At 73.6% G+C, this 25339-nt stretch carries 12 protein-coding genes; 2 read left to right on the forward strand and 10 right to left on the reverse strand.

All coding sequences use genetic code 11. From position 1 onward, the window contains the following. Nucleotides 1-47 precede the first annotated feature (47 nt). The 10 genes from ACI2K4_RS18100 to ACI2K4_RS18145 all read right to left on the reverse strand — a co-directional run bounded on the left by ACI2K4_RS18100 (nucleotide 48) and on the right by ACI2K4_RS18145 (nucleotide 23261). Nucleotides 48-779, reverse strand: coding sequence for an HAD family hydrolase (locus tag ACI2K4_RS18100; RefSeq protein ID WP_404512704.1), 732 nt, complete (start codon nucleotides 777-779; stop codon nucleotides 48-50). 103 nt (nucleotides 780-882) lie between these two features. Further along, nucleotides 883-1935, reverse strand: a complete 1053-nt coding sequence (locus ACI2K4_RS18105) for a methyltransferase (protein WP_404512706.1) — start codon at nucleotides 1933-1935, stop codon at nucleotides 883-885. A gap of 47 nt (nucleotides 1936-1982) precedes the next feature. Beyond that, nucleotides 1983-3308 (reverse strand): MFS transporter, encoded by a 1326-nt coding sequence (locus ACI2K4_RS18110; RefSeq protein ID WP_404512708.1) that lies wholly within the window; start codon nucleotides 3306-3308, stop codon nucleotides 1983-1985. Further along, entirely contained in the window at nucleotides 3301-7797 is a 4497-nt protein-coding gene (locus ACI2K4_RS18115) for an amino acid adenylation domain-containing protein (protein WP_404512710.1), read from the reverse strand. The genes ACI2K4_RS18110 and ACI2K4_RS18115 overlap by 8 nt, the downstream gene beginning before the upstream one ends. Then, nucleotides 7794-11129: an amino acid adenylation domain-containing protein gene (locus tag ACI2K4_RS18120; protein ID WP_404512712.1), complete on the reverse strand. Its 3336-nt coding sequence runs from the start codon at nucleotides 11127-11129 to the stop codon at nucleotides 7794-7796. Before ACI2K4_RS18120 ends, ACI2K4_RS18115 begins: the two co-directional genes overlap by 4 nt. After that, nucleotides 11126-11872: a DUF6875 domain-containing protein gene (locus tag ACI2K4_RS18125; RefSeq protein WP_404512714.1), complete on the reverse strand. Its 747-nt coding sequence runs from the start codon at nucleotides 11870-11872 to the stop codon at nucleotides 11126-11128. Before ACI2K4_RS18125 ends, ACI2K4_RS18120 begins: the two co-directional genes overlap by 4 nt. 7 nt (nucleotides 11873-11879) lie before the next feature. Further along, nucleotides 11880-13259, reverse strand: coding sequence for an FAD-dependent oxidoreductase (locus ACI2K4_RS18130; RefSeq protein WP_404512716.1), 1380 nt, complete (start codon nucleotides 13257-13259; stop codon nucleotides 11880-11882). Beyond that, nucleotides 13256-16540: an amino acid adenylation domain-containing protein gene (locus ACI2K4_RS18135; protein ID WP_404512718.1), complete on the reverse strand. Its 3285-nt coding sequence runs from the start codon at nucleotides 16538-16540 to the stop codon at nucleotides 13256-13258. The genes ACI2K4_RS18130 and ACI2K4_RS18135 overlap by 4 nt, the downstream gene beginning before the upstream one ends. Continuing rightward, the gene (locus ACI2K4_RS18140; RefSeq protein ID WP_404512720.1) at nucleotides 16530-22535 is read right to left on the reverse strand and encodes an amino acid adenylation domain-containing protein; all 6006 of its coding nucleotides are present in this window, start codon (nucleotides 22533-22535) and stop codon (nucleotides 16530-16532) included. Before ACI2K4_RS18140 ends, ACI2K4_RS18135 begins: the two co-directional genes overlap by 11 nt. A gap of 516 nt (nucleotides 22536-23051) precedes the next feature. Continuing rightward, nucleotides 23052-23261 carry an MbtH family protein gene (locus ACI2K4_RS18145; RefSeq protein WP_404512722.1) on the reverse strand — a complete coding sequence of 70 codons (210 nt, stop codon included), beginning with the start codon at nucleotides 23259-23261 and terminating at the stop codon, nucleotides 23052-23054. A 127-nt stretch (nucleotides 23262-23388) separates the two neighbouring features. Here ACI2K4_RS18145 and rapZ point away from each other — a divergent pair, with 127 nt between their 5' ends. After that, on the forward strand, nucleotides 23389-24312 hold the full coding sequence (gene rapZ, locus ACI2K4_RS18150; protein ID WP_404512724.1) for an RNase adapter RapZ: 924 nt from the start codon (nucleotides 23389-23391) through the stop codon (nucleotides 24310-24312). Beyond that, nucleotides 24309-25289 carry a uridine diphosphate-N-acetylglucosamine-binding protein YvcK gene (gene yvcK, locus ACI2K4_RS18155; RefSeq protein WP_404512726.1) on the forward strand — a complete coding sequence of 327 codons (981 nt, stop codon included), beginning with the start codon at nucleotides 24309-24311 and terminating at the stop codon, nucleotides 25287-25289. The genes rapZ and yvcK overlap by 4 nt, the downstream gene beginning before the upstream one ends. Nucleotides 25290-25339: the final 50 nt, after the last annotated feature.

Genomic DNA, 25339 nt, shown 5'->3' on the forward strand with positions numbered 1-25339 from the left:
CGGACCCGCTCCGGAAGTGGTAACTCGGTTCGGACGTACATGGAAAATCATGTAGCTACATCGAATTCCGTGTAGAAAATTTCGCCATCATGCCCCGGACGCCGCGACACGCGCGAGAGCACCTCCGCGAGCGGCAGATCGGCGGCGCTCGCCAGCGCCAGGTCGGCATGGTCGAGCCGGTTGATGTCCACGTACGGATTCGGGATCCCGACGGTGACCATCCCGGCCACCGTGGCGGCGGTGATGCCGTGCGGGGTGTCCTCGACCGCCACTGCCCGGTGGGCTTCGACGCCGAGTCGGTCCAGGGCGAGCAGGTAGACCCCGGGGTCGGGCTTGTGGGCGGCCACCTCGTCGCCGGTGGCGACCACGTCGAACAGCTCGACGGCGCCGACCCGGGCCAGGTGTCCGCTCACCCAGAGCGACCGCGAACTGCTGGCGATCGCGCAGGCCAGACCCATCTGCCGGGCCTCCCGCAGCCAGTCCCTGATCCCGGGGCGAAAATCCATCGACACGTGCATCCGCCTGCGGTGCGCGCTGAACCGGGCGTGGCTGGTGGCCCGGTCGAAGCTCGGGCCGACCAGCGCCGCGAGCTGGTCGAGCCGGTGCTCGGTGAGGTTGCCGCCGTGGTCCGGCCAGAAGCCGTCGAGGTCGAGGCTCAGCCCGTGGTACGCCCACTCCGCCCGCCAGCCCTCCACCAGCGTCGACTCGGTGTCCATCAACAACCCGTCGAAGTCGAACACCACCGCCCCGAACCCGCCATTCCCCAACCCCGAAACCACAAAACCCTCCGGTACGTCGATCGGCCTCCTTTCCCGGAGAGGCTAGGCGACGGAGTTGGGACGAGAAGCGCCGACCGGCGACGGGGAGTCGGGGCAGTAGCGGTCAGGGGCGGGTGGCGAGGACCAGGTGGTCGGCGTCGGAACGGGTCAGCATCCGCTCCTCCGGTTCACCGAATCCGGCGGCGCCGAGCAACTTGGCCAACTCGTCGAGGGTGTACGCCCTGCCGCCCTGGGTGTGGAAGAGGTTGAGGCTGAACGCCCGTACGAAAGCGTCGGCGACCCCCGGCGGACGCTGCGGCACCTCGGCGAGCGGTTCCAGCAGGACCACCCGGCCACCGGGGGTGAGTGCGGCGGCGACCCGGTCGAGCAGTGCGGCCACCTGGCGGTCGTCGTACCCGTGCACGATGTTGAAGAGCAGGACCAGGTCGTAGCCGGCGCCGAGGTCGGCGGTGAGCAGGTCGCCGGGGCGCAGTTCGACCCGGTCGGTGAGCCCGGCGGCCTCGACCACGGCCCGGCCCTGGGCCAGGGCGCCGGGCAGGTCCAGCACCGTGCCGCGAAGTTCCGGGTACGCCTGGCAGAAGGCGGTGGTGTAGCCCGCGTGCCCGCCGCCGAGGTCGAGCAGCCGCCCGCCGGACGGGGGAGCCGGAACCAGGGTGACGACCTCCTCGGAGAGCCAGCCGGCGAGCCGGCGCAGCATGGTCTGGAAGTCGGCCAGGGTCTCCGGCCGTTGCTCCAGCCAGGCGTAGAAGTCGCCGGTCGGGCCGCCCCGGCGGACGGAGGTTTCCAGGTCGCCCCAGAGTTCGGTGAGCACGGTGGACCAGAACGACAGCACCGGGGCGAAGCTGTCCGGGGTGGAGCGGAGCAGCCAGCGGGCGGTGTTCGGGCTGTTCGCGTACGTGCCGTCGGTGTCGGTGAGGTAGCCGAAGCCGACCAGGGCGTCGAGCAGCAGCCGTAGGCCGAGCGGGTCCGCGCCGACCCGCTCGGCCAGCGGTGCGACCGGGAGCGGGCCGTCCGCCAGTGCCTCGAAGACCCCGAGTCGCAGGCCCGCCCCGGCGGTGCGGAACGAGATCGCGTTCAGCATGTCGAGGTGGGCCGAGGGGGCCTCGTCGGTCTCGACGAACGCGCGGACGACCTCGGGCGGCAACGGCACCGGCATGCTGGTTCTCCTCGGGAGTCGTGACGGGGTGACGGACGGCGGTGCGTTCAGCCGCGTACGGGCTCGGGGGTCTGGGTTGGTTCCAGGGCGTCGGGCAGGTCGTCCACCTCGCGCAGCGGACGGCGGGACCAGGCGGCGGCGACCAGGAGCACCATCAGGGTGCCGGTGACCGCGAAGACCAACGCGGTGCCCCGGCCGTCGCCGGTGCCGATGACCGCGCCGACGCTGCCGGCGAGCGCCCCGTCGGCGGCCATCAACGGCTCGAAGACCCGGTCCGCGAGCGGCCCGGCGAGCAGGTACGCCACCGGGACGCTGGCGTCCCCGATCACCCGGGCGGCGGCCAGCACCCGGCCCAGCACCGCCGGTTCGGTCTTGGTCTGGACCAGGGTCATGGTGGAGCTGTTCACGATCGGCAGGGTGAACAGGAACAGCGGCGCCACCACGGCGATCAGCCAGGCCGAAGGGGTGAGCGAGTGCAGCACCAGCGCCACCCCGCCGAGCGCCAGCCCGCCGAGGACGGCGTGGATCCGGCGGGCCGGTCCGCCCCAGGCGGTCATCACCAGGCTGCCGGCGAAGAGCCCGGCACCACCGGCGAACATCAGCAGGCCGAGGGTGTCGGCCGAGGCGAACGAGAGGATCAGCGGCTGCACCAGCACCCCGGCGAAGCCGAAGAGGAAGTTGTAGCCGCCGAACAGGAGCATGAGCTGCCACAGCCCGGTGTGCGCGCGCAGGTAGTGCCAGCCGGCGGCGGCCTCGCGCAGCACCGGTTCGCGCTTGCGTCCGCCCGCCGGCCGGGTCGCCTCGGCGGGGAGCCGGACCAGCAGCAGGGTCAGCGCGGCGACCGCGAAGCTGCCCAGGTCGACCGCGAGCACCCCGCCGATCCCGATCGTCACCACCAGCAGGCCGGCGACCAGCGGCGCGGCGATCTGGACGGCGCGGGTGACCTGCATCAGCCCGTTGAACCGGCCCAGGTGTTCCTTACCGACCAGGGCCGGGGTCATCGCCTGGTAGGCGACCTGGTGCACGGTCGAACTGGCGGCGCTCAGCGCGGTCGCCAGGTAGATGTGCCAGACCGCGAGGCTGTCGGTCGCCACCAGCAGGGCCAGCGCGGCGGTGCCGACCGCCGCGCCGAGGTCGGCCAGGAGCATCACCCGACGCCGGTCCCAGCGGTCCGCGACCACCCCGGCGAACGGGGCGACCAGCACCGCCGGCAGGCTGCTGGCCAGGAAGATCAGCGCGAACTGGGTGACCGACCCGGTCTCCTGGTAGACCCAGACGCCGAGCACGAACCCGGTCAGGCTGGAGCCGACCAGGGAGACGAGCTGACCGACCCAGACCGCGATCAGCAGGCGGGCGCGGACTCGTTCAGCCATGGTTGCTCCTGAGAGGACGGTGCCCGCCTGGCGGCGGGTCGAGGAAGCCGGCGCTGACGTACCAGGCCAGGTAGGTGTGGATCAGCGCCGGGTCCGCCGGTGGACAGGTGATGCCGGCCGCCGCCAGCGCCGCCTCGGTCCGGGTGCAGTCGAACCGGGGCTGGGTACGCCGGGGCGCCTCCGCCCCGAACAGCGGGGTGAACGGTGCCAGTGCCGCGTCCGGCCGGTCCAGCAGCGCGGCCCGCCACCGTGCGTACGGCACCAGCTCGACCGGGTAGCCGTAGTCGGCCAGCGCACCGGCCAACCCGGCGAAGGAGATGGTCTGGTTGTTGTAGTAGTGGAAGTCGTCGTTCCGGTGCCCGGGTTGCCGGGACAGGTGCCCGATCGCCCGGCCCACGTGGTCGACCGGGGCCAGGTCGGCCCGGTCGTCGCCGATCTCCGGGACCGCCCCGAGCTGCGTGAACGTCTTCAACAGCCGGCTGAAGTAGTCGTCGGCGTTGCCGACCCCGGTGGTCGCGTTGCCGGTGATCCGGGCCGGTCGGTGCACCCCGACCGTCAGGCCGCGTTCACGGGCGGCGCGGACCAGGGCGTCCGCCACCCACTTGGTCGAGTTGTAGCCGTCGCCGAGGCCGGTGCAGTCGTCCGGTGAGTCCCGTTCGTCGACCACCCCGCCGACCCGGTCCGGGGTGAGGAAGACCCCGAGGGTGGAGACGAGCTGCACGGCGGTCGGGCGGCCGGCGGCGGCGAGGCGGAGCACCTCGACCGTGCCGGTGACGTTCGCCAGCCGCAGCCGCTCGTACGGCATCAGGAAGTTGACCAGCCCGCCGTTGTGCAGCACCAGGTCGGTCCGGTCGGCGAGCGCGTCGAAGTCGCGGCGGCTCAGCCCGAGCGCCGGTGCACCGAGGTCGCCGGGTACGCCGACCAGGCGGGTCGCGTACTCGTCGCGCCAGAGGCCGTACCGGGTGAGGTTGTCACGTACCCGGTCGACGGCGGCGTGCGGGGTGGCGGCCCGGACCAGGCAGTGCAGTCGCGCCCGGCTGTGGTCGAGCCAGTCGGCGAGCAGGTGCGCGCCGAGGAACCCGGTGGCCCCGGTGACCAGCACCGTCTCCGGGGTCACCGGGGGTCGTCCGGCCGGCAGCCGGTCAGCGATGTCGTCGGGGAGCCGGGCGTCGTCGCGTACCCGGTCGGGGTCGAGCCGGCGGCCGGTGTCGCCGGTGCGGGCCCGGTCGATCCGGGCGGCCAGCCCGGCCAGGTCGGCGGTCTCGAACAGCGCCCGCAGCGGCAGGTCGACGGCGAGGTCGGCGGTGATCCGGGCGGCCAGCGGCCCGGCCAGCAGCGAGTGCCCGCCGAGGTCGAAGAAGTTGTCGCTGGCGCCGACCCGGTCCCGGCCGAGCAGGTCGGCCCAGATGCCGGCGAGCGCCCGCTCGGTCGCCGTCCGGGGCGGCACGTGGTCGGCGTCGGGCTCCCGCTCGGCCGGCGCGGGCAGGGCCGCCTGGTCGAGTTTGCCGTGCCGGTTCAGCGGCAACTCGTCCAGGACCACCAGGTGCGCGGGGACCAGGTAGTCCGGCAGTCGCTCGCGCAGCCCGGCCCGGAGACGGGTCGTCGCGGGCGCCGACCTGTCCGCCGGCACCAGGTACGCCACCAGCCGCGGTCCGGTGCCGTCGTCGCGTACGGTCACCGCGGCGTGGGCCACCCCGGGCAGGTGGGCGCAGGCGACCTCCACCTCACCGAGGTCGATCCGGTGTCCCCGGATCTTGACCTGCCGGTCGGTCCGGCCGAGGAACTCGATCGTCCCGTCCGGCCGGTGCCGGGCCAGGTCGCCGGTGCGGTAGAGCCGGCCGCCCGGCTCGCCGAACGGGTCGGCGACGAACCGGGACGCGGTCAGGCCGGGTGCGCCGAGGTAACCCCGGGCCGGCGCGGCACCGCCGAGGTAGATCTCGCCGGTGAAGCCGACCGGCACCGGACGCAGTCCCGGGTCGAGCAGGTGCACCCGTACGTTGCCGACCGGGCGGCCGATCGGGAGCTGGCCGAGGCCGGGCAGTTCACCCGCGTCCACGGTCGCGTACGTGGTGGCGCAGACGGTGCCCTCGGTCGGGCCGTAGTGGTTGTGCAGGCGTACGGTGCCGCCGGTCGCGCGGGCCCAGCCGCGTACGGTCTCGGTGCCGGCCGCCTCGCCGCCGATCATCATCGCCCGCAACCCGGTGTCGGTGACCGGGGCTGCGGTGGCCAGGTCCGCGACCCAGCGGGCCCAGAGCGCGGCGGCCGTGTCGACCAGGGTGATCCGCTGCTCGGCACAGAACCGGAGCAGGTCCGGGCCGGTGAGTTCGGCCGGGCGGCGGTGCAGCACCAGGGCGGCGCCGCCGGCCAGGGCGGGGAAGATGTCGCCGACCGAGGCATCGAAGCTCAGCGGCGGCAGCATCAGCAGCCGGTCACCCGGGCCGATCCCGTGCTCGTCGACAAACGCCCTGGTCAGGTTGACCGCGCTGCGGTGACTGACCATCACCCCCTTGGGGGCGCCGGTCGATCCGGAGGTGAAGATGACGTACGCGAGCTGGTCCGGGGCGGTGACCGGCAGGGGGACGCCGTCGTCCGTACCCGGATCTCCGCTTTCGACGGTGAGCACGGTGCCGGGGTGGTCGGCGAAACGGTCGGTGTCGGCCGGGTCGACCAGGACCACCGGGGCGCCCGCCTCGGCGAGCAGGGCGAGCAGCCGGGCCGGCGGGTGGGTCGGGTCGAGCGGCAGGTACGCGCCGCCGGCCCGGAGGATGCCGAGGATGCCGACGATCGCGTCGATCCCGGCCGGCAGCACCAGGCCGACCGGCACCTCGGGGCCGACGCCGGCCCGGCGCAGCCGTCGGGCCAGCCCTTCGGTGCGCCGGTCCAGCTCGCCGTGGTCGAGGACCAGGTCACCGTCGATGACGGCCGGGGCGTCGGGGCTGGCCACCGCCCACCGCCGGACCAGCTCGGCCAGCCCGCCCTCGGTCGTCCCGGCTCCGGCGATCGTTCCGACCGCCGGGTAGTCGTGGACGGTGTTGTTCCACTCCGTCAGTGCCTCGCGGTCGGCCGGGGTGCGCAGGTCCAGTTCGGAGAGCCGCCGGTCCGGCTCGGCGGTGAGCGCCCGCAACACCAGCAGCAGCCGGTCACCGAGCCGGGCCATGGTCGCCGGGTCGAACAGGTCACGCCGGTAGTCGAGCACCCCGTACAGGGTGGGGCCGGAGTCGAAGAAGAGCACGGTGAGGTCCATCCGGGAGCTGTCCCGGTCGAAGCTCACCGGCCGGACCGCCAGCGACCGCGACCGGCGCGGCGCGCCGGCCGGGTTCACCACGCACATGACCTGGAACAGCGGGTTCCGGCTCGGATCACGGGGCAGGTCGGCCAGTTCCACCACCTGGCTCAGCGGCAGGTCGGCGTGGTCGAGCGAGTCGACGCAGGTACGGCGTACCCGCTGGAGCGCGTCGGCGAGGGTCGGGTCACCGGAGAGGTCGACCCGCAGCGCCAGACTGTTCACCATCAGCCCGACCACGGACTGGAGGTGCGGGTTGGAGCGGGTGGAGACCGGTGAGCCGACGCAGATGTCGTCCTGGCCGGTCCAGCGGGCCAGCAGCACCTGCAACGCGGTCAGGACCAGCATGAACCGGGTGCAGCCGGAGCTGCGGGCCAGGCCGTCGAGGGCGGTGGTCAGCTCCGCCGGCACCTCGAACCGGTGGGTCGCCCCGGCGAATGTCTGCACCGGCGGGCGCGGCCGGTCGGTGGGCAGGTCCAGCACCCCCGGCACCCCGGCGAGCCGGTCGGCCCAGAACTCACGCTGTCGCCGGGTCAGCCCGGCGTCGAGTGCCCGCTGCCGCCAGAGCACGTAGTCCGGATACTGCACGGCCGGCGGTGGCGGGGCGGGCTCGCCCAGCAGACCGTCCAGCACCTCGCCGAGCAGGATCGCCAGGGACCGGTCGTCGGCGACGATGTGGTGCAGGCTGAGCACGAGCAGGTGGTCGTCCGGCGCGACCCGGACCAGCAGGGTCCGGGCCAGCGGCCCGCGTTCCAGGTCGAAGCCGGTTTCGATGAACGTACGGGCGAGCGTTTCGGCTTGCCGCTCCCGCCGGTCCGGGTCGGCGGTGCCGAGGTCGACGCTCTCGATCGGAATCCGGATCCGGGTCTCCCCGGCCGGGTGGACGAACTGCTCGGGGCGGCCGTCCCGGAGGCCGAAGACGGTCCGCAGCGCCTCGTGCCGGTCCTGGGCGGCGTCCAGCGCCGTCCGCAGCGCGTCCGGGTCCAGCGCCCCGGTCAGCCGGGCCGCGACCGCGAGCGCGTACGCCCCGCCGCCGGGGTCGAGGCGGTCGAGGAACCAGAGCCCCTCCTGGAGCGGGGAGAGCGGGATCGGGCTCCCCTCGGCCCGCCTCGGGATGTCGCTGCCCTGCCGGGCGGCGGCCACCCCGCGCCGGGCCAGCAGTTCCCGGATCAGCCGCTCCCGGGTGCCGGCGTCGACCTCGGTCACGACGGCTCGCCGAGCAGCGTACGCAGTTCCTCGGTGGAGAGCCCGGCCAGATCCTGCCGCAGCTCGGCGACCGTGACCACGTGTCCGGGGACCGGCTCCCGGTCCACCAGCGCCTGCGCCATCGCGGCCACCGTCGGCGCCTCGAACAGCACCCGGATCGGCAGCTCCAGCTCGAACGTGGCGGCGACCCGGCTCAGCGCCTGGGCGGCCAGCAGTGAGTGGCCGCCGAGCCGGAAGAAGTCGTCGTGTACGCCGACCCGGTCGACCCCGAGCACCTGCTGCCAGATCTCGGCCAGGATCTGCTCCACCGGGTTGCGCGGGGCGAGGCGTTCCGTGGCCACCGCGTCCCGCCAGTCCGGTTGCGGCAGCGCGCCCCGGTCGGTCTTGCCGTTGGCGTTCACCGGCAGCGCGGTGAGGGTGACCAGGGTCGCCGGCACCATGTAACCGGGCAGCCGGGTGGCCAGCCACGGGCGCAGCACCGACCAGAGGTCCGGGGTGTCGCCGCCGCCACGATCGCCGCCACGATCGGCGCCGTGCGCCGGCACCACGTACGCCACCAGTCGGGTGTCGTCCGAGCCGGCCGCCCAGGTGCTCACCACCGCGTCGACGACCAGGTCGTGCGCGCGCAACTGCTCCTCGATCTCACCCAGCTCGATCCGGAAACCACGGATCTTCACCTGGTGGTCGGTCCGGCCGAGGAACTCCAGCCGCCCGTCGGCGCGTTGCCGGGCCAGGTCGCCGGTGGCGTAGAGCCGGGCGCCGGGTCGGCCGCTGAACGGGTCCGGCACGAACCGGGAGGCGGTCAGCCCCGGTCGGCCCGGGTAGCCGCGTACCACCCCGAGACCGCCGATGTGCACCTCGCCGACCACGCCGACCGGGACCGGCTGGCCGATCCGGTCCAGCACGTACAACTCGGTGTTGGCGATCGGCGTACCCAGGTCGATGGCGGCCGGCGACGGCGCCACCGTCGTCGCGGCCGACCAGACCGTGGTCTCGGTCGGGCCGTAGCAGTTCCACAGCGTGGCGCCGTCGGCGGTCAGCGCGTCGGCCAGGTCCCGGGGCAGTGCCTCGCCGCCGCAGAGCCGCAGCCGCAGCCCGGCCGGCACGCCGCCGCTGGCCAGCAGCAGCCGCCAGGTGGCCGGGGTCGCCTGCATCGCGGTGATCCCCTCTCCGGCCAGGAGTTCGCGCAGCGCCGGCCCGTCACCGGTCACCGCCGAGTCCACGATGGTCAGCGGGGTGCCGCGCAGCAGTGGCACCAGCAGTTCGAGCACGGAGATGTCGAACGAGAGGGTGGTCACCGCCGCGAACCGGTCGGTGTCGGTCAGGCCGAGGTCGTCGTGGAACGACGCGACCAGGTTCAGCACCGAGCGGTGCGGCACCGCGACCGGTTTGGGGCGGCCGGTGGAGCCCGAGGTGTAGATCAGGTAGGCCAGCCCGTCCGGGTGGGCCGGCGCCGGAGCCCGGTCGGCCGGGGCCTCGGCCAGCTCGGCCGCGTCGTCGTCCAGGCAGACCACCACCGGTACGTCGGCGAGCAGGTCGCCGAGGCGCTCCCGGACCGCCCGCTGGGTCACCACCACCGTGGTTCCCGAGTCGTCCAGCAGGTAACGCAGCCGCTCGGCCGGCAGGCTCGGGTCCAGTGGCAGGTAACCGGCGCCGGCCTGCCAGGTGCCGAGCACCCCGACCAGCAAACCCACGCCCCGGTCCAGGCAGATCCCGACCGGGCTGTCCGGCCGCACCCCGCGCGCCCGCAGCAGGTACGCCAACCGCGCCGCCCGTTCGTGCAGCTCGGCCGGGTTCACCGCGCCGTCCGGGCCGCTGACCGCCGGCACCGGTCCCGCCTCCGAGTCGTCGGTCGGCAGCAGCTCCAGCACCGACGCGACCGGTGGCAGGCCCCGGGCGGTGGCGTTCCAGTCGACCACCGAGCGCCAGCGTTCCACCCCGGCCAGCAGCGGGATCTCGGCCACCGGCCGGTCCGGGTCGGCGAGGGCCAGGTCGAGCAGGGTGGTCAGTTGCCGGGTCAGCCGGGCGACCGACTCGGCGTCGAAGAGGGCGGTGTCGTACTCCACCGCCAGGTTCAGCCCCCCGTCGGCGGTCACCTCGCCGACCAGGGAGAGGTCGAACTTGGCGCTGCCGCTGTCGACCCGCAGCGAGGTGCTGGTCAGGTCGACCAGGCGCAGGTTGGCCGGCGGCGTGTTCTGCACGATGAGCTGGGTCTGGAAGACCGGGGCGTGGCCCAGGCTGCGCTCCGGCGCCAACTCCTCGACCAGCTTCTCGAACGGGACGTCGGCGTGGGCCAGGCCGCCGAGGGTCGCCTCGCGTACCCGGTCGACCAGCTCCCGGAACGTCGGCACACCGGCCACCGAGACCCGCAGCGGCAGGGTGTTGACGAAGAAGCCGATCAGCGGCTCCAGGTCGGCGTGGTTGCGCCCGGCGACCGGGGTGCCGATCACCAGTTCGTCCTGCCCGCTGGTTCGGGACAGCAGCGCGCTGAACCCGGCCATCAGGGTCATGAACGTGGTGGTCCCGCTGGCCTGGTTGAACTCCCGCATCCGCTGGACGAGCCCGGTGCCGAAGTCGAAGTAGTGCACTGCGCCCCGGTAGGACTGGCTGGCCGGGCGGGGTCGGTCGGTCGGGAGGGTGAGCAGTGCGGGGGCACCGCGCAACTGGTCCAGCCAGTAGTCGAGCTGCTCCCGCAGCGCGTCACCGGCCAGCTTCTCCCGCTGCCAGAGCGCGTAGTCGGCGTACTGCGCGGGCAGGTCCGGCAGCTTCGGCGTACGGCCGTCGCGCAGCGCCGCGTACGCGGTGTTCAGCTCGGTGAAGAGCACGCCGAGCGACCAGGCGTCGGAGACGATGTGGTGCAGGCAGAGCGAGAGGTGGTGGTCGTCGTCGGTGGTCCGGACCAGCCTGGCCCGGAACAGCGGGCCGTGGGCCAGGTCGAACGGGCGCCGCGCCTCCTGCCAGAGCAGCCGGGCCGCCTCCTCGGCGGTGCCGCCGGACAGGTCGGTGACCTCCAGCACCGGCTCGCCGGTCGGGCGTACCACCTGCACCGGCTCGCCGCCCGAGTCGGCGAAGGTGGTCCGCAACGCCCCGTGCCGGCGCACGATCAGCTCCAGCGCGGCGCGCAGCGCCGCCACGTCGAGCGGGCCGCGCAGCCGGAACGCGACCGGGATGTTGTAGACCGGGTCGCCGGGCTGGAACCGGTCCAGGAACCACAACCGTTGCTGTCCGGACGACACCGGGTACGTCCGGGGCGTGTTCACCCGCTCGGTCAACATCCGCGCCAGCAACGCCCGCTTGTTCCTCGCCGGGGAAGGAGAATCGGGCTCGGTCATGACGTCGCTCCTTGCTGGTCGGCCAGTTGGGGGACCGGTGTCCTGGGGTTCACCGGTGGCGGGCCGGGGACCGAGAGGCCGAACTCGCGTGCCGCCGCACCGACCCTGGCCCGCAGGGCGGGCGGGGTGTTCGCGCCGAACAGGCGCAGGTACGTGGCGACCGAGTCCCGGTCGTCGGCGAGGAACGGGAAGTCCGACGAGACCATGTGCCGGATGGCGAGCAACGGCACCGGGCTGTACAGCGGACGGAAGTCGTCGTTCCAGAGCCCCGCCTTGTCCGGCGGTCCACTGTGGAATTCGCCGACCATCAGCCCCTCGGGGACGTACCGGGGCTTGAGCCGTTCCTGGGTCTGGTCCACGATCGCGTTCGCCCGCTCCGGCGGCACGTCCGGCAGGGTGAGCAGGATGGTCTTGAACTGGGCGGCCGGACCACCGGTCGGCGGCAGCTCGCGGAACCAGTCGCGGTAGGTCAGCATGAGCTGGTCGAGCGTGCCCGGCTCGACGGTCTCGCCCCGGTGCACCGCGAGGTAGAACATGCCCCGGTCCAGCGACGCCTGGGCGAACGGGCAGACCGGTCCCTTGCGCCCCAGGTCGGGGTGGGGCCGGCAGAGGTATTCCCGGGCCCAGCGCAGCACACTGAGCAGCTTTGTCTCGACGCCCCGGATCAGCGGGTGGACCGCCTCGGCGGTCAGGTCGAACTGTTCCACCAGCACGCAGGCCGGCTGTTCGGGATGGATCAGCACGGTCGGGTCACCGCCCCGCCCGGCGGCGCGGCGACCGGCTCGCCGCGTACGCCAGACCGGCGCCGAGCGCCACCGCGCCGCCGGTCGCCGCCGCCCGCAGCAGCCGGTCCTGCCGGTCCGACCGGGCCAGGGCCTCCGCGTACGGGGTGGTGGTGTGCGCGACCATCGTGTAGAGCGGGGTCCAGTGGTCCGGCAGCAGGCGGCTGAGCAGCCGGTCAGCCGCGGCCCGCAGCGCGTACCCGGGGCGGTGCACCCGGTCGCGCAACTCGACGAAGTTGCGGGTGGAGAGGTCGGCCAACACGTCGGTGTGCGGCTTGCGCGCCGCCTCGTACGCGGCCAGCGCGGTCGCCCGGTCGTCCGGGTGCCGGTCGAGGCACTGGTCGAGCACCAGGCAGTCCTCGAAGGAGGCGTTCATGCCCTGCCCGTAGAACGGGTAGACCGCGTGCGCCGCGTCGCCGACCAGCACCACCCGGTCGGTGTGCCGCCACGGGCTGGTCCGGACCGTGACCATCTGGCCGGTGGGGTGGTCGAGAATCTCCTCCACCAGCCGGGGCATCAGCTCCTCGGCGTCGGGGAACTCGCGCCGGAAGAAGCCGCGGATCGTGGCCGGGTCGGTGAGCGTGGCGAAGCTGTGCGCACCCTCGAACGGCATGAACAGGGTGCAGGTCAGCGAGCCGTCGACGTTCGGGTGGGCGACCATCAACCCGTGTTCGCCGGGCCAGACGTGCAGCGCTTCCAGGCGTACCCGGGGTTGGCCGTCGAGACCGACCGGGATGGTCAGCTCCTTGTACCCCCAGTCCAGGAACTCCTGGCCGTGGTTGGCCCGCTGGCCGTACTGCAACTGCTGGCGTACGGCGGAGAAGGCCCCGTCCGCGCCGACCACCAGGTCGGCCAGCACCTCGTGGTGGGTGTCGTCGCCCAGGCAGGTGACGGTCACCGTCGGCGTCTCCCGGTCCAGCCGGTGCAGTCGCCAGCCGAAGTGGAACCGCACCCCGGGCAGCGACTCGGCGGCGTCGACCAGCACCGCGATCAGTTCGTCGCGGAGCACCGAGTGCAGGATCTGGTGCCCGTGCACCCCGTACGGCTGGAAGCCGACGGTGCCGTCGGGGGAGTGCACCACCCGGCCGCGCATCGGCACACTGCGTTTGAGTACGTCGCCGAGCAGCCCCACCTCCTGGAGGGCGCGCATGCCCCGGGCGGAGAGTCCCAGGTTGATCGAGCGTCCGGCGTTCCCGGGCGGGGCCAGTCGCGGGTCGTCGCGCCGCTCGTAGACGTCCACCGCGAAGCCCCGGCGGGCGAGGTACACGGCGGCGAGTGAGCCGGCCAGGCCGGCACCGATGATTACGGCACGGTCCCGGCGGTCGGTCGGGGACGGCGTGACCGTCATGAGCCCTCCTCGGCGATCAGCGTGTTCAACAGCTCGTCGATCTCCCGGTCGGAGAGGTCGTCGAGCGAGGCGAGCAGGTCCTGTGCGCTCGGTCCGCCGGAGGCGACCCGGTCGGCGGTGCCGTCGGGGCGGAGCTGACCGGCCGGGTCCACGACCAGGGCGGCGAGTTCGGCGATGGTCGGCGCGCTGAACAGCAGGCGCAGCGGCAGGTCGACGCCGAGGGTGGCGCGGATCCGGGCGATCAGCCGGGTGGCGGTGAGCGAGTGGCCGCCGAGGGCGAAGAAGTTGTCGTGCACCCCGACCTCGGCCGCGCCGAGCACCTCGCGCCAGAGCCGGGCGAGCTGCTCCTCGACCGGGGTGCGCGGCGCGACCGGTCCGCCGCCGCCGGCCTCCCGCCAGACCGGCTCCGGCAACGCCCGACGGTCGATCTTGCCGCTGCCGGTACGCGGGAACCGGTCCACCGGCACCAGGGTCGCCGGCAGCATGTAGTCCGGCAGGTGACTGGCGAGCGCCGGACGCAGGGTGGACCAGAAGGCGGCCGGATCGGGTACGGGCGCGGTCGGCACCATGTACGCGACCAGCCGTACGTCCTCGGCACTGGCCCGCCAGGTGACCACGACCGCGTCGCGGATCGTGTCCTGGGCCCGCAGCGCGGTCTCGATCTCGCCCAGCTCGATCCGGTAGCCCCGGAGCTTGACCTGCTGGTCGGCGCGGCCGAGATACTCCAGCCGGCCGTTGCGCAGCCACCGGGCCAGGTCGCCGGTGGCGTAGCGCCGGACGCCGGGTCGGCCGCCCCACGGGTCGGGGCGGAAGCTCGCCGAGGTGCGGGCCGGGTCGCGGTGGTAGCCCCGGGCGACGCCGAGCCCGCCCAGGTGCAGCTCGCCGACCGCGCCGACCGGCACCGGGTGACCGGCCGGGTCGAGCAGGTAGAGCCGGGTGTTGGCGACCGGGTCGCCGAGGTCGACCGGGCCGTCGCCGCCGACCCGCCCGGCGGTGGAGTAGATGGTGGTCTCCGACGGGCCGTACCCGTTGATCAGCGTGGCGCCGTCGCGACGCAGCTCGTCGGCGAGGTCGCGGTAGAGCGCCTCGCCGCCGCTGATCCGCAGCCGTACGCCGGCCGGCACCCCACCGGCGGCGAGCAGCATCCGCCAGCTCGCCGGGGTGGCCTGCATCGCGGTGACGCCCCGGGCGGCGAGTTCGGCGCGGAGCGCGGCGGCGTCGACCGCGAGACCGCTGTCGAAGAGTTCCACCCGGGCCCCGGCGAGCAGCGGCAGGACCAGTTCGACCACGGAGATGTCGAAGGCGTTCGTGGTGATCGCGGCGACCCGGTCGGCGGCGGTCAGGCAGAGCAGCCGGTCGAAGGCGACCAGCAGGTTGACCACCGAGCCGTGGGTGACCGCCACGCCCTTCGGCACGCCGGTGGAGCCGGAGGTGTAGAGCAGGTAGGCCAGACCGTCGCGGTGGCCGACCGGTTCGGGAGCGGTCTCCGGTTGCGCCCGCAGCCGGTCGAGCTGGCCCGGGTCGTCGAGCCGGATCACCCGGGCGCCGGCCGGCCAGCAGTCGCCGGTCCGGGCGGCGCTGGCCCGGTCGGTGAGCACCACCGGTACGCCGGCCGTGGCCGCCATCCCGGTCAGGCGGGCGGCCGGCAACTCCGGGTCCAGTGGCAGGTAACCGCCACCGGCCTGCCAGACCGCCAGCATCGCGGTGAGCATGACGCTGCCCCGGGCCAGGCAGATCCCGACCGGCACGTCGATGCCGACCCCACACCCGCGCAGCAGGTGGGCGAGGCGGTTGCGGTCGGCGACAAGCTGGGCGTACGTCAGTGTGGCGTCCGGTCCGGCCACCGCGACCGCGTCCGGGTCGGCCGGCGGGTGCCGCTCGAACAGCTCGGCGACGCAGGCGTACGGCGGTGGGGTCAGCTCCTGTGCCCGCCAACCGGCGACGATCTCGTCGCGTTCGGCCGGGCCGAGCAACGGCAGCTCGACCACCGGCGTCGCCGGCCGGAGCACCGCCGCCCCGAGCAGCGCCAGGTACGCGTGGGCGACCCGGTCGATCCTGTCCCGGTCGAACAGCGCGGTCCGGTACGTCAGCCGACCCCGCAGCCCGTCCGGCCGCTGCTCCACGGTGAGGGTCAGGTCGAACTTCACCGTGCCGTTCTCCCGCAGCTCCGGTGCGATCCACAGCCCGGCCGACTCGACCGGTGCCGGCGTCTCCTCCACCGCGAACATCACCTGCACCAGCGGCGAGTGGGCCAGGCTGCGCTGCGGCGCGAGCAGGTCGACCAGCTCCTCGAACGGCACGTCCTGCCGGGACTGGGCGTCGATCGCGCTGCTCCGGGCGGCGCCCAGCAGCTCGCCGAAGGTGGTCGACGGCTCGAACCGGCCGCGCAGGGCCAGGGTGTTGGCGAAGAAGCCGACCACGCCCCGGGTCTCCGGCCGGCTGCGTCCGGAGACCGGCACCGCGACCAGCAGGTCCGGCTGCCCGCTGAGCCGGTGCAGCAGGGACTGGAAGCCGGCGAGCAGCACGGCGAACTCGGTGGTGTCGGCGTCCCGGGCGAGCCGCCGTATGCCGACGGTCAGCTCCTCCGGCACCGGGAACGTGACGAGCCCGCCGGCCGGGGACTGCTCCGCCGGCCGGGGCCGGTCGGCGGGCAGGTCGAGCAGGGTCGGCGCGCCGGCGAGCGCGGCCTGCCAGTGGGCCAGGTCGTCGGCGAAGGCGGACCGCTGCGCCTGTTCGCGCTGCCAGACCGCGAAGTCGGCGTACTGGATCGGCGGTGGGGGCAGGTCGGGCGCCGCCCCGGTGACCGCCGTCCGGTAGCCGTACGCCAGCTCCCCGAACAGGGTGTCGAACGACCAACCGTCGGCGACGATGTGGTGCACGACCAGGACCAGCAGGTGCTCGGTCGGCGTCAGCCGGATCAGCCGTACCCGCAGCAGCGGTCCGGTGGCGAGGTCGAACGGTGCCCGGCCGTCGGCGTCGAGCAACTCGTCCACCCGGGCCGGCGCGGCGCCGCACAGGTCGGTGACCGGCAGCGGCACCGTCGAGGCCGGACCGACCACCTGCGCCGGCTCGCCGTCGACCGAGGTGAAGGTGGTACGCAGCACCTCGTGCCGGCCGACCAGCCAGTCCAGTGCCGCGCGCAGCGCGTCCACCCGCAGGTCGCCGTCGAGCCGGACCGACCAGGCGATGTTGTACGCGGCCGTCCCCGGTTCGAGCTGGTCCAGCATCCAGAGGCGCCGCTGGGTGGACGAGGCGGGCAGGACGAAGGTCTCACCGGTCATGGTTCTCCTCGGTGCCTGTGGTGGGGCGGGGGCCGGCGGGTTGACCGCCCGGCGTCGCCTCCGGGCGTCGGGTGTCCACCGCGACCAGCCGGAACTCGGCCGTCCGGCGCCCGCCGTCCGGGTCGGTCAGCCAGAGCTGCTCCGGGGTGGGCAGCATCTCGCTCAGCCGCAGGTGGGCGCCGGCCCCGGCGCCGTCGACCGTGCGGCGGACCGCGCGGGCGAACGTGTCCACCGAGGCGAGGCTGGCGAAGTCGAGGAAGAACGGCTTCTTCTCCACCGGGGTCTTCACGAAGACGTACCGGGGCAGGTCGTGCTCGCGCTGCCAGCGCCGGGCGCCGACAAACCGGTCCGCCTCGTCGGTGGTCCAGGCGAACTCCAGCCCGGCCGCCCCGAACCGCCAGCTCTCGCGGGAGATCACCACCCGGTCGACGGTGATCCGGGGGCGGTGGTCGGCCGGGGGGAGCAGGTCGAAACGCTGGATCAGTTGCAGCATCAGCGCCTCGCCGACGACCTCGGCCAGCGGCAGCGCGTGCCGGCCGTCCCGGGTCCGTACGGTGAGGGTGTTGTCGCGGGACTCCAGCACGCAGTCGGCGACGGCGACCGCCGTACGGGGGTCGAGTCCGCAACTGTCGTGCCCGAAGACCAACCGCAGGTCCCGGTCGGTGACGAGCTTGTCGGTGAGCCGGGACGGGGCGCCGCCCTCCTCACCGGTGGCGGCCAGCACGACCCGTGGACCGGGCAGGTCGGCCCGCATCGCCGCGACCAGCTCGGCCGGTTCCGGGTGCTGGGCCATGAAGAGCGCGGACCGCAGGGTGTTGACGCCGGGATGGACCTCGCCCACCACCCAGTGGAAGTCGCCCCGGGCGATCGCGGCGGGCCCGTCGGCGACCAGCATCACGTCCGGGCTGTGCTGGTAGGCGCCGATCCAGCCGGGGCGCGGGGCGGCGAAGGCGGCGCTGACCCGGTCGGCGATGCCGGTCGAGTCGAGCTGGATCCGGTGTTGGCCGTCGAGGTCCGGCAGGATCCGCCGCCACCGTTCCTGCAACCCGCGTACGACCGGTGCGATCAGCCGTTCCGGCAGGTCGAAGAGGAGGTCGTTGGCCCAGAGCCAGAAGTCGGCGAACGGTACGGTGCGCTGCCCGCCCCGGCCGACGAGTTCGTCGTACCGCTCCCGGCAGGCCCGGCCGAACAGCGCCGAGCCGGCGAAGGTGAACCAGCGGGCGCTCTCCAGCAGCAGGCCCAGCGCCGGCCAGAGGGTGCCGACCAGGTCGGTGGAGAGGGACACCCGTTCGCCCGCGCGGCAGTCCTCGTAGACCAGGGTGCGTCCGGCGTACACCCGACCGGCGCGGCGGGTCGGGGCGGCTCCGGTCAGCGTGGTGAAGGTCCGTTCCAGGTCGGCCAGGGCCTCACCGAGCCGGTCGGCGTCGCCGGCCGAGGCGGCGACCGCATCCCGGGCCCGTTCCAACTCGTCCAGCGCGCGCAGCGCCGGTACGCGTACGCCCGGCTCGGTGACCGCGTCCAGCCGCTGGCGGACCGACCGCTCGGGGAAGAGGTCCTCCTTCGGCACCTCCAGCGACCAGGTCACCCGGTGTGCGTCGCGCAGCTCGGCCAGCAGCCGGTACACCTGCTCCGACGAGTCGATCCCGGACTCCGGGTCGGCGACCAGTTCGACCGCGATCTCCCGGGCGGTACGCCGTCCGTCGGCGGCGGCCAGCAACCGGGCCACCGGCGGTGCCAGTGGTGTCGGCGGGGTGAGCGGCAACAGGAGCTGACCGTCCTGCACGGCCAGGAACGGCAGCCGGCGCGGGATCAGCCACGGTGCCAGCCGGGGGTCGCGGTTGACCAGCGCGTCGGCCAGCCCGGCCATCGCCCAGTTCTCGAAGTAGACCGTGCGCAGCGCGAGCCGGCCGGCGGCGTGGTCGATCCGCAGGCCGGTCCCGCCGGGTGCCACCGTGGCCCAGCCGACCGGGCCGAAGAAACCGATGGTGTCGTTCTTGGCGCAGTAGCGCTGGAGGTAGGTGGCGACCAGCGCCTCGTGCTGGCGGTGCTGGGAGTCCCGGCTGGCCGGATCCGTCTCGGCCCGGTGCAGCAGGGGGTCGAGGCCGGTCCGCAGGGCGTGCCGGTTCTGCCAGGTCACCGCCTCGCGCAGCAGCGGGTCGGCGGCGGCGTCGCGCAGCCCGGCGGTCCGCCGCAGGCTGGCCCGCTGGTACGACCGGGCGTACTCGATCCGGTTCTCGGCGAGCCGCTCGGTGGCGTCGGCGAGGGCGGCGCGCCCCTCGGTCAGCCGGGCGTCGAGCACCGGGTCGGCGACCGGGGGCAGGTCGTCCGGCAGGATGCCCTGGCGAACCTGCCGGTCGGCTCGGTTCCACCGGGACCGTTGTTCGGTGGGTGCGGCGCGGCGGGCCTGGTGTAGCCGGTCGGCCATCGCCCGGCGGGCCTGGAGCAGCCGGTCCTCGGCGGCCAGCAGCGCGTCGGTCCGTACGACGTGCCCGGGGTCGCCGAGCCGGGTCAGCGGCCCGACCGGGAAACCGGCGGCACGCAGCCCGACCCAGCGCCACATCGCCCACGGGCCGGGCCCGGGCCGGACCAGGTGAGCCGGTCCGCCGGCCGGCGGCGTCACCGGGGCGACCACGCCACCCCGGTACGCGGCCCGGTCCCGCGCGGTGATCCGGGCCGTCGGCGCGGTGGGTGTACGGCGCCGCAGGTCGATCTCGGCGGCGAGCCCGGCCAGGCTGTGCCGGTCGTAGATCGCCCGGACCGGCAGTTCGACGCCGAACCGTTCGGCGGCGCGGAAGGCGAGCCGGGTCGCGAGCAGCGAATTGCCGCCGAGGGCGAAGAAGTCGTCGTCCTCCCGGCCCACCCCGACCCGGAGCAGGTCGGACCAGAGCGCGGCGAGTTGGAGCTGGGTCGGATCGGTCAGCGGCCGGTCCGGCGTGGTCGCCGTGGGGGTGACCGGCGCGGGCAGCGCGGCCCGGTCGACCTTGCCGTTGCGGTTGAGCGGCAGCGTCGGCAGCAGCACGTACGCGGCCGGTCGCAGGTACGGCGGGAGCTGCGCGAGCGCGTACTCCCCGAGCGTGTCCTCCCCGAGCAGCCGCTCGTCGGGTGCCCGGGTCCCGTCGCGGGGGTCCGCTCCCGCCACCGGGCTGACGTACGCGACCAGCCGGCGGTGCTCGCCGTCGCCGTGCACCACCACGGCCGCCTCGCCGACCAGTGGATGGGCCCGCAGCACGGCTTCCGTCTCGGCCGGCTCGACCCGGAATCCACGGATCTTGACCTGCCGGTCGATCCGGCCGAGGAACTCCAGGGTGCCGTCCCGCCCCCAGCGGACCCGGTCCCCGGTGCGGTACATCCTGGCCCCGGGCCGGTCGGCGAACGGGTCGGGCAGGAAGCGTTGCGCGGTCCGGCCGGGTTCGCCGAGGTAGCCCCGGGCCAGCCCGGCACCCCCGGTGTACAGCTCGCCGGGCACACCGACCGGCACCGGTCGGAGCAGTTCGTCCAGGACGTAGACCGTGCTCCGCGGCACCGGACGGCCGATCGGCACCGGGGCCGGAACGGTCTCCGGGTCGGTCATCCGGTGGCAGCAGGTGAAGGTGGTGTTCTCGGTCGGGCCGTACCCGTTGACCAGCGGGCGTCCGGCGCGGACCCGCAGCGCGGCGCGGACCGCGCCCGGGTCGAGCACGTCGCCGCCGGCCAGGAGCTGGTCCACTCCGGCCAGTGCCGTCGGGTCCTCCTCCACGACCTGGTGGAACAGGCCGGCGGTGAGCCAGAGCACGCTGATCCGTTCGGCCCGCAGCAGTCGGGCGATCTCCACCGGGCCGAGCGGGTCGGGTGGCGCCACCACCAGCCGGGCACCGTTGAGCAGGCTGCCCCACAGCTCCAGGGTGGCCGCGTCGAAGGCCGCCGAGGCGAGGTGCAGCACCGTCTGGTCCGGACCGAGCCGCAGGTAGTCCGGGTGGTGCACGAGCCGGAGTACGGCCCGGTGCGGCACCGCCACGCCCTTGGGCGCACCGGTGGAACCGGAGGTGTAGTTGACGTAGGCCAGGTTCTCCGGCCCGGTCGAACGGTCCGGTGTGGTCCGGGGCAGCCCGGCCAGCTCCGGCCCGATCCGGTCCAGGTCGATCACGCGGGGGTCGTCGACCAGGGTGTCCTCGGTGGAGCCGGGACCGGTGGTGGCGGTCGCGGTCAGCAACAGCGGGTCGCCGCTGGCGGCGAGCATCTCCCGGCTCCGGGCCGGCGGGTTGCCCGGGTCCAGCGGCAGGTACGCGCCGCCGGCCTTGACCACGGCGAGCAGGGCGACGACCAGCCGTACCGACCGGGGCAGGGCGACCGCGACCGGCTGGTCCGGCCTGGCGCCCCGCCGGATCAGCAGGTGGGCGAGCTGGTTGGCGCGGGCGTCGAGTTCGGCGTAGCTCAGCGTGCCGTCGGCCCCGGTCACCGCGACCGCGTCCGGACTGAGCCGCACCCGCGCCGCGAACCGCTCACCGATCGTGGACCCGGTCGGGTCGGCGGTGCTCGTGGTCGGGGTCGCGGTGGACCCGGTCGGGTCGGCGGTGCCGGGCTTCGGGGTGGGGGCGCGACCGGCCCAGGTACGGGTGAGCAGGTCGTGTTCGTCCGGTCCGAGCAGTGGCAGGGCGGCCACCGGCGCGTCCAGCCCGGCGGCGAGCCCGAGCAGGCAGGTGGTGAAGTGCCGCAGCATCCGGTCGGCGGCGGCGTCGGTCAGCCGCCGACGGTCGTGGTAGAGCAGCACCCGTGGCACCGGTTCGCCGAAGACCAGGACGGTCACCGGCGGCCCGGGATGACGGAGCATCCGTACGGTGCGGGACCGCCAGTCCGGGACCGAGGCGCGCAGACCGGTCTGTAGGTCGCGGTGCTCGTACACGAGCAGGCTCTCGAAGAGCGGGTCGGCCGCGGGCTGTCCGGTCCAGTCCCGGACGGCGGTCAGCGGCGCGAGCTGGTGCGGCCGGACCGCGTCGATCTGGGCCCGTACGTCGACCAGCCAGTCCCGGACCAGCCGTTGTGGCCGTACGTCGATCCGCAGCGGCACCGTGTTGATCAACATTCCGATGATCGTGTCGGCCCCGTCGATCGAGCCCCGCCGGCAGCTCCGGACGGCGCCGAACACCACGTCCCGCTCGCCGCTGTAGCGGTGCAGCAGCACCGCCCAGGCGGCGTTGACCAGGGTGCTCAGCGGTACGCCGACCGCCGCCGAGGCCCGGGTGAGCGCCGCGCCGTCGGCCGGGTCGAACAGGTGGGTGAGTTCCCGTACCGACTCCGGGTCGCGCGGTGGGGTGGTGGTGGCCGGGTGCAGCGGCAGCGGGGTGGGCAGGGTGACGCCGTCCAACCGGGTCCGCCAGTAGCGCTGGTCGGCGACGAGCGAGCGCTGACCGGCCCAGGTCGCGTACTCCTGGAACGGGCGTCGGGCGGGCGCGGGGCGCGCGGTCCCGGCGCGGATCGCCCGGTAGTCGTTGAACAGCTCGGTCAGCAGCAGGTGCACGGACCGGCCGTCGAGGATCGCGTGGTGCAGGCTGAACACCATGGTGTGGTGGTCGTCCCGATGCTGGATCAGGGCGACCCGGACCAGCGGCGCGGTGGCCGGGTCGAACTCGTCGCGGCGGTCGGCGGCGAGGAACCGGTCGAGCCGGACCGAGCGGCTGTCCGGCTCCGCCGAGCGCCAGTCGTGGCGCCGGACCGCGATGGTCACCTCGGGTTGTACCCGTTGGCTGGCCCGCCCCGGGCCGAGCAGGGTGAAGGCGGTCCGCAGCGCCGGGTGCCGGCTGGCCGCCGCCTGCCAGGCGTCGGACATCGCGACCGGGTCGAGCGGCTCCGGCCAGTCGACCACCACCTGGAGGATGTCGACGCCCGATCCGGGCTCGTAGCGGTTGTGGAACAACAGTCCCTGCTGAAGCGCCAGCAGGTCGTAGCACTCGCCGTCCGATTCGACGGCGTTCGGTGGGTCCTTACTGACCTCGGGTGCGCTACTGCTGGTCGACCGCACGGTCTGCTTTCCTCCTTTGTCGGTGCGGTCGGCTTTCTTCCGACGCACCAAGAAATATCGTCGCTAAATGCGTCGGCGAGCACTTGGCAGGGAGTCTCGGCGGGCACGGCAAGTCGATCGGAAAGGCGGAAAAATCGCGGAGTGATCGGGGGTGACCAAAAAATACGAGAGGCATTCAGATATGTCAACACTGGGTCGGAACCAGGACAACTGCCGGTCAGGCGGGGTGATTGGGCCCGATTTGATTAGATTCTGTGTGACAAAAAGCCACGAAGTTGCCGTTACCTGGTCCTGTCCGAGTTAGTGCTACACATTCATGATGCCGGACATTTGGTAGCCGGAAATTAGTTGGTCACACTTTCGCTCCGGCGGACATATTCGTTACGGGAATGGAAACAAAATTAAATGGAGGGTACGGATCAGCGTCTTATGCGGGTGGCTCGCTCAATCCGGTCCTGCGCACACAAAAACGGGCGCCTCGAACAATCGAGACGCCCGTTGGGATAGCGGTACGGATCAGGTCTGGACGGCCAACCACTCCCGGAGCCCGCGCGGACGCGGGTCGGTCCAGACCTCGTCGATGTGGGCCAGGCAGGTCGCGCGGTCACCCTCGACGCCGACCGGGTGCCAACCCGGTGGCGGTTCCGAGCCGACCGGCCAGATAGAGTACTGGTCTTCGTCGTTGACAACTACGTGATAGCGACGCTGATCCTCGGTCTCTTCCACGGGCACACTCCACTGGTGGGGGGCTCAGCGGCCTGGGACGGTGACCGGTGACTATACATCGATCCCGCGCGTACGGTGCCGACCGAAGATCGGCGGCTCCGGCTCCCGCGCGGCTTGGGGGGAACAGGTGAGCGAGCGCGGGGGTGCGCACGGCTCGCGAGCGGACGAGCCCGCGGCCGAGCCGAGCCGGTCCGAGACCGACCTGGTCGTGGTCACCGGTGTCTCCGGCGGCGGTCGCAGCACGGTCGCCCGGGCGCTGGAGAACGTCGGCTTCTACGTGGTGGACAACCTGCCGCAGGCGCTGATGTTGGACATGGCCGAGCTCGCCTTCAAGGCCGGCGGGACCACCCGGCAGACGGCGATGGTGCTCGACGTACGCAGCCGCGCCTTCTCCACCGACCTGGCCGGCGCGATCCGGGCCCTCAAGGAGCGGGGCTTCCAGCCCCGGGTGGTCTTTGTCGACGCCGACGACGAGGTGCTGATCCGGCGCTTCGAGAGCGTCCGGCGCTCGCACCCGCTACAGGGGGACGGGCGGCTCGCCGACGGCATCGCGGTCGAGCGCGGCCTGCTGGAGGAGGCCCGCGAGCAGGCCGACGTGATCATCGATACCAGTCACCTCAACGTCAACCAGCTCCGCAGCCGGGTGGAGGAGCTCTTCGGCGGTGAGGACGCCCGCCGACTCAAGGTGACCGTGCTCTCCTTCGGCTTCAAGTACGGGCTGCCGCCGGACGCCGATTTTGTGCTGGACGCCCGGTTCCTGCCGAATCCGTACTGGGTGCCGGAGTTGCGTGAGCACAACGGGCGCGAGGAGGCGGTCAGCCGGTACGTGCTGGGCCAGCACGGTGCGGTGACCTTCGTGGAGACGTACGCCCGCCTGATCAACGCGACCGCGCCCGGTTTCGAGCGGGAGGGCAAGCGTTACCTGACCGTCGCCGTCGGCTGCACCGGCGGCAAGCACCGCAGCGTGGCGATCGCCGAGGAACTCGCCAGCCGGCTGCGGCAGGCCCGGCTCGCCGCCAACGCCCAGCACCGCGACCTGGGCCGCGAGTGACGGCGCTCAAGGTGGTCGCGTTCGGCGGCGGCCACGGACTCTCCGCGTCCCTGCGGGCCCTGCGGCAGTGCGCGCCCGACCTGGAACTCGACATCACGGCGGTGGTGACGGTCGGCGACGACGGTGGCTCCAGTGGTCGGCTGCGCGCCGAGCGCGGCGCGCTGCCCCCGGGCGACCTGCGCCAGGCCCTGGTCGCCCTGGCCGACGAGCGGCCCGCCACCCGGCGCAGTGCCGACCTGTTCCAGCACCGGTTCGCCAGCGACAACGGCTTCCGCCCGTCCGGCACGGACACCCTGGCCGGGCACGCGGTCGGCAACCTGGTCCTGCTCGGGCTGATGGAACAGCTCGGCGACCCGGTGGCCGCGCTCGACCACGCCGCCACCATGCTCGGCGCGGTCGGCCGGGTGCTGCCGATGTCGTGCCAGCAGATCGAGATCGAGGCCCAGGTACGCGGCGCCGACCCGGACCGGCCGGACGAGGTGCGGACCGTACGCGGCCAGCACGCGGTGGCGGTGACCCAGGGTCGGGTCGAGTCGGTGCGCCTCACCCCGTCCGGGCCCCGGGCCTGCCGGGAGGCGGTGGCCGCGGTGGGCGAGGCGGACTGGCTGATCTTCGGCCCGGGAAGCTGGTACACCAGCGTGATCCCGCACCTGTTGGTGCCCGGGCTGGCCGCCGCGATCGTGGCCAGCCCGGCCCGCCGGCTGGTCACCCTGAACCTCGCGGCGGAGCAGGAGACGCTCGGGCTGTCGGTCGCCGACCACCTGGCCGCGCTCCGGTGGTACCTGCCGGAACTGCGGGTCGACCTGGTTCTCGCGGACGGGAAAGCGGTAGGTGACCCCGAACCGGTCGATCGTGCGGCAGAATCGCTGGGTGCGCGGCTGGTGGTGGCACCGGTGGCTGTCCAGGACGGCAGTCCTCGGCACGATCCCGTCGCTTTGGGAGCCGCGCTGGTGCCTGTCCTGGGCGCCGATCGTTAAGCACGTACGAATCACCGGCATCACGCCGGAACCGGCCACGAGGTGACGAC

The sequence above is a fragment of the Micromonospora sp. NPDC050397 genome, from assembly GCF_044901685.1.
Classification (GTDB): domain Bacteria; phylum Actinomycetota; class Actinomycetes; order Mycobacteriales; family Micromonosporaceae; genus Micromonospora_G.

Coding starts and splice junctions, on each gene's coding strand:
- ACI2K4_RS18105 (WP_404512706.1), bottom strand. CDS start 1,935: ATGCCGGTGCCGTTGCCGCCCGAGGTCGTCCGCGCGTTCGTCGAGACC.
- ACI2K4_RS18110 (WP_404512708.1), bottom strand. CDS start 3,308: ATGGCTGAACGAGTCCGCGCCCGCCTGCTGATCGCGGTCTGGGTCGGT.
- ACI2K4_RS18120 (WP_404512712.1), bottom strand. CDS start 11,129: ATGACCGAGCCCGATTCTCCTTCCCCGGCGAGGAACAAGCGGGCGTTG.
- ACI2K4_RS18130 (WP_404512716.1), bottom strand. CDS start 13,259: ATGACGGTCACGCCGTCCCCGACCGACCGCCGGGACCGTGCCGTAATC.
- ACI2K4_RS18135 (WP_404512718.1), bottom strand. CDS start 16,540: ATGACCGGTGAGACCTTCGTCCTGCCCGCCTCGTCCACCCAGCGGCGC.